The sequence below is a fragment of the Lysobacter sp. ESA13C genome (assembly GCF_019970005.1).
In the GTDB taxonomy this organism is placed as follows: Bacteria; Pseudomonadota; Gammaproteobacteria; order Xanthomonadales; family Xanthomonadaceae; genus Lysobacter; species Lysobacter antibioticus_B.
The window spans coordinates 447,648-461,483 of the sequence record NZ_JAHXYK010000002.1 but is presented as its reverse complement, the minus strand read 5'-3'; the positions used below and the strand labels follow the sequence as shown (position 1 = coordinate 461,483).

Here is a 13,836-nt window from a genome sequence, read left to right as displayed (position 1 = left end):
GTTCTCCCCTTGCGCCAGCATCGCCATGTGGAAGCCCCTTTCCCGCCTGCGGGAGAGGGGTTGGGGTGAAGGCCGATAGCTCGTGCTGCATCGGCAGCATCGCGGCCTGCCCTCACCCGGCCCTGCGGGCCGACCTCTCCCGCACGCGGGAGAGGCGAACGCAAAGCTCCCGCGAACGGGAGCTGGCACTCAGAACGCGCTGATCCCCGTCAGCTCGCGGCCGACCACCAGTTGGTGCACGGTCTCGGTGCCTTCGTACGTGATCACCGATTCCAGGTTCAGGGCATGACGGATCGCGGCATGCTCGGTGGTGATGCCGGCGCCGCCGAGCAGGTCGCGGCATTCGCGCGCGATGTCGATGGCCATGCGGCAGTTGTTCCACTTCGCCAGGCTGACCTGGGTCGGCTGCATGTTGCCGGCGTCCTTGAGGCGGCCGAGCTGCACCACCAGCAACTGCGCCATGGTGATGCGGCGCGCCATCTCGGCCATCTTGATCTGCGCCGACTGGGTCGCCGCGACCGGACGCTCGAACAGGATGCGTTCCTTGGTGTAGCCCAGCACCTCGTCGAGGCAGGCGATGGCCGCGCCGATCGGGCCCCAGGTGATGCCGTAACGGGCCTGGGTCAGGCAGCCCAGCGGGCCCTTGAGACCCTTGACGTTGGGCAGGCGGTTGGCCTCGGGCACGCGCACGTTGTCGAAGAACAACGACGACGTCACCGACGCGCGCAGGCTCATCTTGTGCTTGATTTCCTGAGCGGCGAAACCGGGCATGCCCTTCTCGACCACGAAGCCCTGGATGCCGTCGTCGGTCTGCGCCCAGACAATGGCGATGTCGGCCAGGTTGCCGTTGGTGATCCACATCTTGGAGCCGTTGAGGACCCAGTCGCCACCGTCGCGCTTGGCGTTGGTCTTCATGTTGGCCGGGTCGGAACCGCCGTGCGGCTCGGTCAGGCCGAAGCAACCGATGATCTCGCCGCGGGCCATGCCCGGCAGCCAGCGTTCGCGCTGCTCTTCGGTGCCGTAGGCGTAGATGGGGTACATGCACAGCGAGGACTGCACGCTGACGAAGCTGCGGATGCCGCTGTCGCCGCGCTCGAGTTCCTGGCAGATCAGGCCGTAGCTGACCGCATTGAGGCCGGCGCAACCGTACTTTTCCGGCAAGGAGGAACCCAGCAGGCCGAGTGCGGCGATTTCCGGCACCAGTTCCTTCGGGAAGCGGCCCTGGTCGAAGGCATCGCCGATGATCGGGATCACGCGCTCATCGGTGAAACGGGCCACCGTGTCCTGAACGGCGCGCTCCTCGTCGCTGAGCAAGGAACGGACGTCGTAGAGATCGTAGGGATTCAGGGCCATGGCGCGCTTGGGAGACCTCTAGGACAGAAAGACGGTCATTGTAATGGCCTGCCGCGGCCCGGGTAAGGCCGAAAACCCTCGGAACTGCGCACTGGGCGGTATCCGGGGAATTCTTGCGCAAGCCAGTACGGCAGCGGGCGGGTTTCTCGTCGGCACCTGCGACCCGGCACAAAACCGCGCGCGATAAGCAGGCCCGCCGGTTGGCGCGCGTGCTCCGACGAAGCGCCCCGGCCGTTCCGAGCCAGCACTGCGGCTGCACCTGCCCTGCTCTGCCGCCGAACTGTCAGGCAAAAAGAAACGGGGCCGGAAGATCCGGCCCCGTTCGGGTATCGCGTGTAGCGCTGGACTCAGCCGCGGCTCGGCACGCCGGCCGACGCGGTCTGGGTCACGACCTGGCCGTCGATGACCGGCAGGCGCTGGGTCGGGCGCTCGTCCATGCGGATGGTCTGCTCCTGGCCCTGGTAACGATAGGTCACGTCGTAGCCGACGACCTTGTCTTCGCTGCCCAGTGCGATGCGGCTGCCCGGCTTGCTCTCGGTGCGCATGGTGCCGGTGGTGCCGTCCGGGTTGCGGTAGGTCACGTTGTAGGCGACCACGCGCGAGGACTGCGACTTGTCGGACACCGTGTGGCACTGGCGCTCGGTGCGGTTCACGACGCGGCCGCCGACGTGGTTGCGGTCGACGCGGTTGCCGATGAAGCCGCCGGCCACGGCGCCGGCCGCGGTCGCGGCCTTCTTGCCGTTGCCGCCGCCGACCTGGTTGCCGAGCAGGCCGCCGATGACCGCACCGGCGACGGTACCGCCGACGTTGCCGTCGCGTTCGGGCAGGCGCTCTTGCACGACCACGTCTTCGCAGACTTCGCGCGGGGTCGAGGTGGTGTTGGTCTCGCGGACCGGATCGGTGCCGATCACGGTCGCGTACAGCTTCTGCTTCTCGTTGATCGGGTTGACCTTGACCACGTCGGCGTAATCGACCTGCGGCGAGGTGTTGATCGCGCCGTTGGCGGCGATGTCGCCGACCGTGCCGGCCGGCGCGAGTTCGGCGCCCGCGACCGGAGCCAGCCCGGCCTGGCCGGCCGCGCCGTTGCCTCGGAAGCTCTGGAACGCCGCGACGGCGACGCCGCCGACGAGCAGCGCGGCAATCGCTACAGCTATCATGTTCTTGTTCATTTGGAGCCTCCGGGGCGCGCTGAGCAGCTATGTAGGTACAGACGGTCGGGATAGGTTGCCGACCGTTGGGGGGACGGCGCCATTCCACCACTCGAAAGCTGAACCAGTGCCTATTGATTTTCGCCAATCTGTCCCCTGCGTGAATCGTCACGCGGCCGCGTGCTAGCGTGTTTGCAACCTGCGTCACAACTCGACCGAACATGGCCAATCCTCTGCTCGCTCCCCTATTGGGTTTTCTCGGACGCCTGAGCTATCCGCGTCTGTTCGTGGTTACCGCGGCGCTGTTCCTGGTCGACCTGGTCATCCCCGACTTCGTCCCGCTCGCCGACGAAATCCTGCTGGGCCTGGGCACCTTGCTGCTGGCCAACTGGAAAAACCGCAAGGCGCCTCCGACCATCGAGCCGCCGACGCCGCCCGCGCGCTGAGCGCATGCACGCCCTGGTCGACAGCCACTGCCACCTCGACGCAGCCGAGTTCGACCTCGACCGCGGCGAGGTGATCGCGCGCGCGCGCCAGGCCGGCGTCGCCCGCCAGGTCGTGCCGGCGGTCGACGCGGCCGGCTGGCCGAAACTGCGCGAGGTCTGCACGAGCGCGCCCGGTCTGTATCCGGCCTACGGCCTGCACCCGATGTATCTGTCCTCGCACCGGCCCGGGCATCTGCACGAGCTGCGCGATTGGATCGAGCGCGAACGGCCGCTCGCGGTCGGCGAATGCGGGCTGGATTATTTCGTCGAAGGCCTCGATCGCGACGAGCAAATGCGTTACTTCGAAGGCCAGCTGAAGCTCGCGCGCGAGTTCGACCTGCCCCTGATCGTGCACGCACGCCACGCGGTCGAGGCGACCATCGCAGCGTTGCGCCGCATCGGCGGCCTGCGCGGCGTCGTCCACAGCTATTCCGGCAGCGAGGAACAGGCCGAGCAATTGTGGAAAGCGGGTTTCCTGCTCGGGCTTGGCGGCCCGGTCACCTACGACCGCGCCAAGCGCTTGCGGCGCATCGTCGCGGCGATGCCGATCGAGCAATTGCTGCTCGAAACCGATGCGCCCGACCAGCCCGATGCCGCGATCCGCGGCCAACGTAACGAGCCGGCGCGCCTGGCCGGCATCGCCGAAACGATCGCCGGACTGCGCGGGATATCGCTGGACGAACTCGCCGCCGCGACCAGCGCCAACGCCGAGCGCCTGTTCAAGCTGCCGGCCACTTCAGACGCCGTCTCCGGGTAGGAGCGGCGTCCAACAGGGATTTCCTCCGGTCACGAGCCGCGACCGCGCCATCGCAACGACGGCGCAAAGACGGTTGCCAATGGATTTCGCTACTGCTGCCTTCGCACTGGGTTGAAAGCCCGCGGTCGCGGCTCGCGCCGCTCCTAGCCTGCCGCTTGCGCCTTGGGCTTGAGCAGGATCTCCAGCGCGCGCCCGACCGCGGCGAAGGCGAAGACGCCGGTGATATGCGTGGCTGCGCCAAGCCCGGCCCCGCAATCGAGCTTCAGGGCCGCATCGCCGGCGAGCTTCGGCCGCAGGCCGCAGACGCTGCCATCCGGCTGCGGATATTTGACGTTCTCCAGCGAGTAGATCGCCGAAACGCTGAAATAGCGGCCGGTGTTCTTCGGGAAGTTGAACTCGCTACGCAGCTTTTTGCGGATCAGCGCCAGCATCGCATCGTGTTCGGTGCGCGAAAGATCGCGCACCCGCACCAGGGTCGGATCGGTGCGGCCGCCGGCCGAACCGACCACGATCACCGGCAGCTTGCGGCGCCGGCACCAGGCGATCAGTTCGACCTTGCTGCGGAAACTGTCGCAGGCGTCCAGGACCAGGTCGAAACCGCGGTCCAGCAGCTCGTCCAGGTTCGACGGGGTCAGGAAACTCTGCACCGCGTCGACCTCGATCGCCGGGTTGATCGCGCGGCAACGTTCGGCCATGGCCTCGACCTTGGCGCGGCCGTACTGGCCTTCCAAGGCCGGCAACTGGCGGTTGGTGTTGGACACGCACAGATCGTCGGCATCGATCAGGGTCAGGTGGCCGATGCCGGTACGCGCCAGCGCCTCCACCGCCCAGGAACCGACGCCGCCCATGCCGACCACGGCGATGCGGCATTGGCGGAAGCGTGCGACCGAGCCGTGACCGTACAGGCGGTCGATGCCGGCAAAGCGTTCTTGCCAGAGAGTGTCGGAGGATTGCGGGGTCATGCGTATATTGTAAGGGCGACGGCACGGCTTTCCGGCGCGAGCGTTAGGACGCTGCGGCGCGCGAGCGCGCCTGGCCAGGCCGTCCGTCCCCGCGGCCCTGCCTCCGCTCCTCGAATAATGTGCCTTCGAAGGCGCCGAAAGGCTTGGCCGCCAAAGGTTTCTGACCTGGACCTCACATTGGCGCGTGCTATCGTGCGCCGACATTGGATGGAGGCCAGGCAATGAGCGATACCCAGCCCAGCAACGCCGAAGCGAAACGCAAAGGCAATGGTTCGAAGTACTTGTTTCTGTTTCTCATCGGCCTGGTCGGCGGCGTCGTCGCCACGGTCATGGCGGTACGCGCACTGGATCAGCGCAAGGACCATTTCCCCGACAGCGTCATGCAAGTGCAGCAGTGGCATCTGGGCCAGCTCAAGGGCAAGGTCGAACAGAACCGTTGCGGAGCCACCGACACGCTCCCGCATCTGAAGGCCCTGCGCACCATGGCCGACGATCTCGAACCGGCCTTCCCCGACCTCAAGGACGACACCCGCTTCGGCCAGCACGCAAGCAAGATGCGCGCTGCGCTCGACGGCGCGCTGACCAGCCCGCCGCTCAACTGCGCCGGCGTCGGCACCGTTTCGGAACAGATCGGCGAGGCCTGCAAGGCCTGCCATCAGGACTTCCGCGGCTGATCGCCCCGGCTTCCCCGCCGCGAGCTGAACGCGGTGGGGAAGAAGTCGGATACAGGGTCGAAAATTGAACACGTGTTCACGTGACTGCGCATAGCTTGGCTGATGCGTGGCAACTGTCCGCCACTCGCCCCTAAAGCGCAGGAGCCTCGAATGAACACCAATAACATCCGATTGCTGGGTCTGGCCACGGTCGCTACGCTGGCGCTTGCCGGCTGTGCGACCTCTCCGGGCTACGGCGGAGGCTACGGCAACAGTTATCCGCCGCCGTCGCAGCCGAGCTATGGCAACAGCAACCAGAACAATTGCTATGACTGCGGTGTCGTGACCCGCATCGAACAGACCACCGCGACCAGCACGGCGCCGCGCGCGACCGGTGCGATCCTGGGCGGTCTGGTCGGCGCCGTCGCCGGCCGCGAGATCGCCGACGATCACACCGACAGCAAGGGCCGTCGCAACACCGCGACCGTCGCCGGCGCCGCCGCCGGCGCACTCGCCGGCAACGCCATCCAGAACCGCGTCGGCGCGCCGACCTACAACATCTATGTGCGCATGAACGACGGCCGCACCACCGTGGTCAGCCAGAAGGACCTCGCCGGCATTCGCGAGAACACCTACGTGCGCGTCGCCAACGGTCGCGCCTACGTTCGTTGATCGACGGCCGGCGGCGATCGGGCTCGCTCCGATCGAACGCGAACCGGGCTGCATCGTTCCGGGCTTGCGATCAAACCGCGATGAAACAATGTAACGAGAAGTAACGGAAAAACGGCCCGCATCGCGGGCCGTTTTTTCTTGCGCGCGCGCCGCGCTTCGCGTTCACGACCCGCATCACGATTAAGCGCGGAACTGGCTCACTTATCGCGCGTTGCACGATCTTGCCTTCGGTTAGGGTTTTCGAGTCCGCCACCGGACCCCGCCCATCGCAACATCAGGAGATCGTGGAATGAAACTTCGCTTCGTGCATCTGGTTTCCGCGAGTGCCGTGCTCACCGGCGCCATTGCAGCCGCCGTCGCCGCACCCGGCGCAGCCCAGAACAATCCGCTACGCGTCGGCATGGTCGCCGTCTCCGGCGCCGCCGACGATTTCCTCGGCTCGGTCGAGATCAGCATCACCAACACCAGCCGCAAGGCCGTGCGCCTGCCGAAGTGGCAACTGCCGTCGGATCAGTTCGACGCCAAGTTGTTCAACGTCAGCTACAACGGCCAGCCGGTCGCCTACGAGGGCGCGATGGTCAAGCGCGGCCTGCCGCAGGCCGAGGATTTCGCGATCCTGCAACCCGGCCAGACTTATCGCCGCGTGATCGACCTCTCGGCCGGTTACGACCTGTCGCAGACCGGCCAATACGTGGTCAGCTTCAATGCGCCGCTGCAGCACGCCTCGACCTCCGACCGGGTCATGCTGCACCAGGCCAACGGCTTGCCGATGAGCGCGCAAAGCGCGCCGCTGAGCCTGTGGGTCGACGGCCTCGACCAACTCGGCGGCAGCAAGGCCTCGCCTGCGGCGAAGAAGCCGCCAGTCGGCCCGAGCGCGATCGTCAATGGCGTCAACTACGTCGGTTGCACCACCTCGCGCACGAGTTCGGCCGGCCAGGCCGTCAATGCCGCACGTAGCTACGCCGAGAACGCCAAGGGCTATCTCAATGCCGGCACGCTCGGCCCGCGCTACACGACCTGGTTCGGCGCCTACACCTCCAGCCGTTACAGCACCGCACGCTCGCATTTCGTGTCGATCGATTCGGCGATCGACCAGAGCAACGGCCAGATCACCATCAACTGCGGTTGCAGCAGCAGCGCTTATGCCTACGTCTATCCGAACCAGCCGTACCAGATCTACGTCTGCAACGCGTTCTGGAGCGCGCCGCTGACCGGCACCGACTCCAAGGCCGGCACCCTGATCCACGAGATGAGCCACTTCACCGTCGTCGCCGGCACCGACGATCACGCCTACGGCCAAAGCGCGGCGAAGAGCCTCGCCAACAGCAACCCGAGCGCCGCGCTCGACAACGCCGACAACCACGAGTACTTCGCCGAAAACACCCCGTTCCAGAACTGAGCCGCGCACCCGCGCAGCGCGCTCGCCCGCCGAGCTCCGAACGGCCCGCCATGGCGGGCCGTTCGCGTTGAGGCCGCCGTCGATGCGAAATCCGCTCGCGCTCGACCCCATGCATCGGACTCGCGCGTTCGGTAACCACGAGCCTTCCGCCGGAAGTGGATGCGAAAGCGGAAGCGGGCGCCAGGAGGGCGCAAGGCGCCGACTGGGAGACGAGGCCGGGTCGGCGCCGTGCGGGGCTCCTTCCGGATGGAGATTCGGAAGCGCGGACGGCGCGTGGCGGGATCGGGGCGCCGGCCGCGGCAACGCATGCAGGGACGCGGGACGGCTCGGCGAGGCCGTCGGGTTGCCGGGGGCGTCGTGCCCCCGGCGCTCTTGCGGGATTCGCCCAGGCGCATCGGCCGACCGGCGGCTTCGCGATGCACGCAGCCATGGCGCGCTTTCGCTCGCCGGCATTCAATCGATAAAACCCGGGGGAAAGCCGTATCCGCAGGATTCGCGCCGGGTTGCATTCGCAACGCAACGAATCCGACGGGCCCGGAATCGTTGCGATCGCGCTTGAGCGAAGCGGGCAATATCCGGAACTGTGACGAAAATCAAGAAATACACAGCAAAAAGCCCGGCCGAAGCCGGGCTTTTCTGACTCTATGCGCTGCGATCGAAGACCGCAGCTGAACTTCGGTGCGAGCTTTACAGCGGTTCGACTGCGTCGGCCTGCAGGCCCTTCTGGCCTTGGACGACGGTGAAGGAGACCTTCTGGCCTTCCTTCAGGCTCTTGAAGCCCTGGGATTGGATCGCGCGGAAATGCACGAAGACATCTTCGCCGTTTTCACGGCTGATGAAGCCAAAACCCTTGGCATCGTTGAACCACTTGACGGTTCCCGTTTCTTTGCCGGACATCGCTACTCTCTCCTTGGAACGTGATGTTGTTAACACGACCTTCGTCGCGTGCTGGTTGCAAGGAGGAAGCGAGGTGCAACGATGTAGCGGATCGATGGATCTACCGCATCGGGGCCACGATTCACGGTGACCCTTGGCAAACGCAGCGACCGCAACGTACCCCGACATGGGCCAAAATGCAAACAGCCCGGACAGCCTGTCCGGACAAGGGATTCGGCATGAATTTGGATACGTTTTATTACATTTTGGCCGGGGTGCTGGTCGTCGTCGGAATGGTCGGAACGGTGCTCCCCGCCCTGCCCGGCCTGCCCCTGGTATTCGCCGGAATGGTGCTCGCCTCCTGGGTGTCCGGATTCGAGAAAGTCGGCTGGGTGGTGCTGGTCATCCTCGGCGTGTTGACGGTGCTGTCGATGGGCGTGGATTTCGCGGCCACCGCGATGGGGGCCAAACGGGTCGGGGCCAGCAAGCTGGCGATCGTCGGCTCGATCATCGGCACCTTCGCCGGGCTGGCCTTCGGCCTGATCGGCGTGTTCATCGGCCCCTTCGTCGGCGCCCTCGCCGGCGAGCTGATCCACACCCGCCAGCTCAGCCAGGCCACCAAGGTCGGGGTCGGCACCTGGGTCGGCATCGTCGCCGGCACCGTGCTCAAGCTCGGCCTCGCCTTCGCGATGGTCGGCCTGTTCGCCTTCGCCTGGTTCTTCTGATCCATTGCTTCTGATCCGGCGCGCGACCGCGTCGCAGCCCTCGCGCTGCGACGCGGTTCACGTCTCGTTCGCGTCCGGATGCAAGACTGCAACGGTTTTGTCGTTCGCGATCCATACGCCGTGAGTATCGCCATGCCCTTGCAACGCAGCTTGATATCCGTCGCGCTCGCCAGCGCCCCCGTGCTCGCCTTCGCCCAGACCGCGCCGCAAGCGGCGACCCCGCAAGCCTGCCTGGCGATCACCAGCAATGCCGATCGCCTGGCCTGCTACGACGCCGCGCTCGGCCACCCCGCCGACGGTGCGCGCCAGGCCGATATCGCGGCCAAGGAAGCCAAGGCGATCCAGCAGAACCTCGCGGTCGGCGACGAAATCGCCGGCGAGCCCAAGCCGAGCGTCGGCGAACGCGCCAAACGCGCCCTGTCGGGCAGCGTCTTCAGCCACGACGACCCGCTTGACAGCGCCATCGCCAACGCCGGCAAGGGCAGCCTGCTCGACAGCCGTTGGGAGCTGGCCAAGGATTCCAAACTCGGCGTGTTCAACTTCCGGGCCTACAAGCCGGTGTACCTGCTGCCGGTGTTCTGGAACGACGACCCGAACACGCTGCCGTCGTCGCCGAACCCGCGCAACAACGTGACCGAGCCGCAATCGCTCAAGGACATCGAGGCCAAGTTCCAGATCAGCTTCAAGACCAAGGCGGTCGAGAATCTGTTCGGCGACAACGGCGACGTCTGGATGGGCTACACCCAGAGCTCGCGCTGGCAGGTCTACAACGGCGAGGACTCGCGGCCGTTCCGCGAAACCAATTACGAGCCGGAAGTGCTGCTGGTGTTCCGCAACAACTACCGCATCGGCGGCTGGAACGGGCGCATGGCGGCGATCGGCATCAACCACCAGTCCAACGGCCGTGCCGATCCGTTTTCGCGCAGTTGGAACCGGGTGATCGCCAACGTCGGCCTGGACCGCGAGAACTGGGCGGTGATGCTGCGTCCGTGGTGGCGTTTGTCGGACGGCAACGACGACGACAATCCGGACATCGAGGATTATATCGGCCGCGGCGACCTCACCGTGGTGCATCGCCGCGGCGGTCACGAGTTCTCGCTGATGGCGCGCCATTCGATGCGCGGCGGCGACCGTTCGCACGGTGCGTTGCAGTTCGACTGGGGCTTCCCGATCCACAACCAGTTGCGCGGCCATCTACAGATCTTCGACGGCTACGGCGAGAGCATGATCGACTACAACCACCGCGCGACTTACATCGGGCTGGGTGTGTCGTTGTTGGAGTGGTACTGAGTTCGACCGCCTGCGCGCCCGTCATGCGGGCGCCGCCGGGGCCTTGAACGCAGCCGCCGCGATTCGCGTCGCGGCGACAGGATCGCGGTCGCGGCTCGCGCCGCTCCTGTCCTCGAAGCACGGCGTGTTTACTGCACAACGACGGAGAACGCGATGAAGATGCGGCGCATCCTCTCGCTCGACGGCGGAGGCATACGCGGTCTGGTGAGTTGCCACTGGCTCGACGGCGTCGAGCGGACGCTGATCCAATCCGGCAAGCCCGGCCTGCTCGAGAGTTTCGACCTGATCGCCGGCAGTTCCACCGGGGCGCTGGTCGCCTGCGGCCTCGCGCATGGGCTCAGCCCCGCGGCCATGGCCGAGCTGTATCGGGATCAACGCCATCTGATCTTTCCGGATCTGGCCGGACGACTGTGGTCGCGTGCGGGACGCGTGTTCTACGCCGGTCTCTCGGCCCCGCGCTACGACGGCGTGGGTCTGGAGAAGGTACTCAAGAAGGTATTCGGCAAGACCACCCTCGGCCAGCTCAAGGCGCCGGTGCTGGTCACCAGCTACGACACGATTTCGCGCGCGCCGGTGATCTTCAAGAGCTTCGATGCTTGTCATCGCAAGCTGCCGGTGTGGGAGATCTGTCGCGCGTCTTCGGCCGCGCCGACCTATTTCCCGGCCCACCCGATGCACCTGCAGGGCAAGCTGCACGCGCTGATCGACGGCGGCGTGGTCGCCAACAATCCGACCGCCTGCGCCATCGCCGAGGCGATGCGCAAGGACGCCCAGGTCGACAACAGCCGCGACCTGGTGGTGCTGTCGGTCGGCACCGGCGAACGCACCCGCAGCATCGACCTGCACTCGGCCCGAGAATGGGGCGCGCTGGAATGGGCGGTGCCGATCATCGACGTCCTGTTCGACGGCAACACCGATTCGGTCGACTACATCGCCAGGCAGTTGGTCGGCGACGGCTATTACCGGATGCAGACCGAACTGCTGGTCGGCCTGGACGACCTCGACGACACCAGCGCCACCAACCTCGCCGCGCTGGAGATACTGTCGAACGAATATCTGCTCCGGCCGGCGACGAAGAAGATGCTGGCACAGTTGGTTAAGAAGCTTTGAGGGGCGATCGCATCGTCCCGTAACGTGGCGCCGTTGCTTGCAGATTCGCGGTCGCGGCTTGCGCCGCTCCTGCAGGGGGCCGCCTAAGCCTTCGGCCATCGACGACGCGAGAGCGCGGCATGGCGGTCGCGGCTTGCACCGCTCCTACCCGAAGCAGCCTTGCTGTTGCTGTGCGTCGATTCGACATCGCGAAGGCCATCGAAGACCCAGAGGGCGGCCCGCAGGGATGCGGGCCGTTTTTCATCGGGACAGGGATGTCCCGTATGTAGAGCCCTGCGTTGGCATCGCTCGTGCGGGCCTGTGATTCAAAACGAAAGCATTTTTCTTTGGTTACCTTTGACCGAAGGGAATCCAGACGGACTTTTGTTGCTTATGACAAAAGAAAGTAACCCGCCGCTTTAGTGGCGGAAGCTTTTAGCGTTTGATCCTGATCCTGCTTGAGCGATACGCCGCGAGACCGAAACAGCGCGGTCGCGGCTCGCGCCGCTCCTACCCTCGCGACAGCTCACGCCTCCGATCAATGACGGAGGCGTTGCGGACTCTGCGCGTCCCGCGGTCGCGGCTCACGCCGCTGCTACAGGGGATGCATGCGAGAAGCCGCATACGACAACGCCCGGCACTGGCCGGGCGCTGCATGGATACGACGGTAACGAGTCAAACGAAACCCCAGGCTTACTCCACCACCACCGGAATCTTGCCGATCCGCGCCTGCCATTCCTTCGGCCCGGTCTTGTGCACCGACTCGCCGGCCGAATCGACCGCGACCGTCACCGGCATGTCCTGCACGGTGAACTCGTAGATCGCTTCCATGCCCAGGTCGGCGAAACCGACCACGCGCGAGGCCTTGATCGCTTTCGACACCAGATAGGCCGCGCCGCCGACCGCCATCAGATACACCGAGCGGTGCTTCTTGATCGACTCGATCGCGACCGGGCCGCGCTCGGCCTTGCCGACCATGCCGAGCAGGCCGGTCTGCGCCAGCACCTGCTCTGTGAACTTGTCCATGCGCGTGGCCGTGGTCGGGCCGGCCGGGCCGACGACCTCGTCGCGCACCGGGTCGACCGGGCCGACGTAATAGATGAAGCGGCCCTTGAAATCGACCGGCAGCGCCTCGCCCTTGTTGAGCATGTCGACCATGCGCTTGTGCGCGGCGTCGCGGCCGGTCAGCAGCTTGCCGTTGAGCAGCAGCACTTCGCCGGGCTTCCAACTGGCGACCTCGTCGGCGGTGACCGTGTCGAGGTCGACACGGCGGCCCTTGGACGAGTCGTAGGTCAGCTTCGGCCAGTCTTCCAGCGACGGCGGGTCGAGCGCGACCGGGCCGCTGCCGTCGAGGGTGAAATGCGCATGGCGGGTGGCCGCGCAGTTCGGGATCATCGCCACCGGCAGGTTGGCGGCATGGGTCGGGTAATCCTTGACCTTGATGTCGAGTACCGTGGTCAGGCCGCCGAGGCCCTGCGCACCGATGCCGAGCGCGTTGACCTTCTCGTACAGTTCCAGGCGCAGCTCTTCGGCACGATTGCTGGCGCCGCGCGCCTGCAGATCGGTGATGTCGATCGGCTCCATCAGCGCTTCCTTCGCCAACAGCATCGCCTTCTCGGCGGTGCCGCCGATGCCGATGCCGAGCATGCCCGGCGGGCACCAGCCCGCGCCCATGGTCGGCACGGTCTTGAGCACCCAGTCGACGATCGAGTCGGAGGGGTTGAGCATGGCGAACTTGGACTTGGCCTCGGAACCGCCGCCCTTCGCCGCGACGATCACCTCGACGGTGTTGCCCGGCACGACCTTGACGTTGACCACCGCCGGCGTGTTGTCGCGGGTGTTGCTGCGCTTGCCGGCCGGGTCGGCGAGCACGCTCGCGCGCAACTTGTTGTCGGGGTGGTTGTAGGCGCGGCGCACGCCTTCGTTGACCATGTCCTCCACGCCCATGGTCGCACCGTCCCAGCGCACGTCCATGCCGATCTCGAGGAACACGGTGACGATGCCGGTGTCCTGGCAAATCGGCCGGTGGCCTTCGGCGCACATGCGCGAATTGATCAGGATCTGCGCGATCGCATCCTTGGCCGCGGTGCTTTCCTCGCGCTCGTAGGCGGCGGCGAGGTTCTTGATGTAATCGACCGGGTGGTAGTAGCTGATGTACTGGAGCGCATCGGCGACGGACTGGATCAGGTCGTCCTGGCGGATGACGACGGGTCCGCTCACGGCGGAAACGGCATGGGACTGGGAGGCGGTCACGGCGGGCGTAGGCTGGCGGTGGGGACCGCCATTCTACCCTTCCGGCCCGGCCGGGGCCCTTGCGCGGACGGGCCGGGCGCCGAGGACGCGGTAAAGCCGGCGTCCATCCTGGCCGCACTGACGCCGCAAGACCGGCGTCCATCCTGGCCGCCTTGTGCGACTAAGCTGGCGGCT

The 13,836-nt window shown here is 66.3% G+C and carries 13 protein-coding genes; 8 read left to right on the top strand and 5 right to left on the bottom strand.

Annotated elements, in window-relative coordinates; all coding sequences use genetic code 11:
• Positions 1-189: 189 nt before the first annotated feature.
• Together LC490_RS05045 and LC490_RS05040 are read right to left on the bottom strand one after the other, a co-directional pair.
• Positions 190-1,353 carry an acyl-CoA dehydrogenase family protein gene (locus LC490_RS05045; RefSeq protein WP_031371466.1) on the bottom strand — a complete coding sequence of 388 codons (1,164 nt, stop codon included), beginning with the start codon at positions 1,351-1,353 and terminating at the stop codon, positions 190-192.
• A 347-nt stretch (positions 1,354-1,700) separates the two neighbouring features.
• The gene (locus LC490_RS05040; RefSeq protein WP_051884720.1) at positions 1,701-2,522 is read right to left on the bottom strand and encodes a glycine zipper 2TM domain-containing protein; all 822 of its coding nucleotides are present in this window, start codon (positions 2,520-2,522) and stop codon (positions 1,701-1,703) included.
• A 200-nt stretch (positions 2,523-2,722) separates the two neighbouring features.
• Between LC490_RS05040 and LC490_RS05035 the strand changes: the two genes are divergently transcribed.
• Entirely contained in the window at positions 2,723-2,947 is a 225-nt protein-coding gene (locus tag LC490_RS05035) for a DUF6116 family protein (protein WP_031371468.1), read from the top strand.
• 4 nt (positions 2,948-2,951) lie between these two features.
• Positions 2,952-3,743, top strand: coding sequence for a TatD family hydrolase (locus LC490_RS05030; RefSeq protein WP_223619487.1), 792 nt, complete (start codon positions 2,952-2,954; stop codon positions 3,741-3,743).
• Positions 3,744-3,886: 143 nt separating this feature from the next.
• Here LC490_RS05030 and LC490_RS05025 read toward each other — a convergent pair whose 3' ends face one another.
• Complete coding sequence (locus tag LC490_RS05025; RefSeq protein ID WP_223619486.1) at positions 3,887-4,705, bottom strand: tRNA threonylcarbamoyladenosine dehydratase; 819 nt, start codon at positions 4,703-4,705, stop codon at positions 3,887-3,889.
• A gap of 221 nt (positions 4,706-4,926) precedes the next feature.
• On the opposite strand from LC490_RS05025, the gene LC490_RS05020 reads away from it, so the two are divergent.
• The 3 genes from LC490_RS05020 (at position 4,927) to LC490_RS05010 (ending at position 7,429) form a co-directional block, all read left to right on the top strand.
• Positions 4,927-5,379 carry a cytochrome c gene (locus LC490_RS05020; RefSeq protein WP_223619485.1) on the top strand — a complete coding sequence of 151 codons (453 nt, stop codon included), beginning with the start codon at positions 4,927-4,929 and terminating at the stop codon, positions 5,377-5,379.
• Positions 5,380-5,529: 150 nt separating this feature from the next.
• On the top strand, positions 5,530-6,030 hold the full coding sequence (locus LC490_RS05015; protein ID WP_031371472.1) for a glycine zipper 2TM domain-containing protein: 501 nt from the start codon (positions 5,530-5,532) through the stop codon (positions 6,028-6,030).
• Positions 6,031-6,319: 289 nt separating this feature from the next.
• On the top strand, positions 6,320-7,429 hold the full coding sequence (locus LC490_RS05010) for a M35 family metallo-endopeptidase (protein WP_223619484.1): 1,110 nt from the start codon (positions 6,320-6,322) through the stop codon (positions 7,427-7,429).
• 687 nt (positions 7,430-8,116) lie between these two features.
• On the opposite strand, the gene LC490_RS05005 is transcribed toward LC490_RS05010, so the two are convergent.
• Positions 8,117-8,326 carry a cold-shock protein gene (locus tag LC490_RS05005; protein WP_031371474.1) on the bottom strand — a complete coding sequence of 70 codons (210 nt, stop codon included), beginning with the start codon at positions 8,324-8,326 and terminating at the stop codon, positions 8,117-8,119.
• Positions 8,327-8,544: 218 nt separating this feature from the next.
• On the opposite strand from LC490_RS05005, the gene LC490_RS05000 reads away from it, so the two are divergent.
• From LC490_RS05000 to LC490_RS04990, 3 genes are all read left to right on the top strand, one after another.
• Positions 8,545-9,030, top strand: coding sequence for a DUF456 domain-containing protein (locus LC490_RS05000; RefSeq protein ID WP_223619483.1), 486 nt, complete (start codon positions 8,545-8,547; stop codon positions 9,028-9,030).
• A gap of 132 nt (positions 9,031-9,162) precedes the next feature.
• The gene (locus LC490_RS04995) at positions 9,163-10,320 is read left to right on the top strand and encodes a phospholipase A (RefSeq protein ID WP_223619618.1); all 1,158 of its coding nucleotides are present in this window, start codon (positions 9,163-9,165) and stop codon (positions 10,318-10,320) included.
• A 153-nt stretch (positions 10,321-10,473) separates the two neighbouring features.
• Positions 10,474-11,430, top strand: coding sequence for a patatin-like phospholipase family protein (locus LC490_RS04990; protein WP_051884722.1), 957 nt, complete (start codon positions 10,474-10,476; stop codon positions 11,428-11,430).
• 672 nt (positions 11,431-12,102) lie between these two features.
• Here LC490_RS04990 and LC490_RS04985 read toward each other — a convergent pair.
• Positions 12,103-13,629 carry a fumarate hydratase gene (locus LC490_RS04985; protein ID WP_031374154.1) on the bottom strand — a complete coding sequence of 509 codons (1,527 nt, stop codon included), beginning with the start codon at positions 13,627-13,629 and terminating at the stop codon, positions 12,103-12,105.
• Positions 13,630-13,836 lie beyond the last annotated feature (207 nt).

Coding starts and splice junctions, on each gene's coding strand:
- LC490_RS05045 (WP_031371466.1), bottom strand. CDS start 1,353: ATGGCCCTGAATCCCTACGATCTCTACGACGTCCGTTCCTTGCTCAGC.
- LC490_RS05040 (WP_051884720.1), bottom strand. CDS start 2,522: ATGAACAAGAACATGATAGCTGTAGCGATTGCCGCGCTGCTCGTCGGC.
- LC490_RS05035 (WP_031371468.1), top strand. CDS start 2,723: ATGGCCAATCCTCTGCTCGCTCCCCTATTGGGTTTTCTCGGACGCCTG.
- LC490_RS05030 (WP_223619487.1), top strand. CDS start 2,952: ATGCACGCCCTGGTCGACAGCCACTGCCACCTCGACGCAGCCGAGTTC.
- LC490_RS05025 (WP_223619486.1), bottom strand. CDS start 4,705: ATGACCCCGCAATCCTCCGACACTCTCTGGCAAGAACGCTTTGCCGGC.
- LC490_RS05020 (WP_223619485.1), top strand. CDS start 4,927: ATGAGCGATACCCAGCCCAGCAACGCCGAAGCGAAACGCAAAGGCAAT.
- LC490_RS05015 (WP_031371472.1), top strand. CDS start 5,530: ATGAACACCAATAACATCCGATTGCTGGGTCTGGCCACGGTCGCTACG.
- LC490_RS05010 (WP_223619484.1), top strand. CDS start 6,320: ATGAAACTTCGCTTCGTGCATCTGGTTTCCGCGAGTGCCGTGCTCACC.
- LC490_RS05005 (WP_031371474.1), bottom strand. CDS start 8,326: ATGTCCGGCAAAGAAACGGGAACCGTCAAGTGGTTCAACGATGCCAAG.
- LC490_RS05000 (WP_223619483.1), top strand. CDS start 8,545: ATGAATTTGGATACGTTTTATTACATTTTGGCCGGGGTGCTGGTCGTC.
- LC490_RS04995 (WP_223619618.1), top strand. CDS start 9,163: ATGCCCTTGCAACGCAGCTTGATATCCGTCGCGCTCGCCAGCGCCCCC.
- LC490_RS04990 (WP_051884722.1), top strand. CDS start 10,474: ATGAAGATGCGGCGCATCCTCTCGCTCGACGGCGGAGGCATACGCGGT.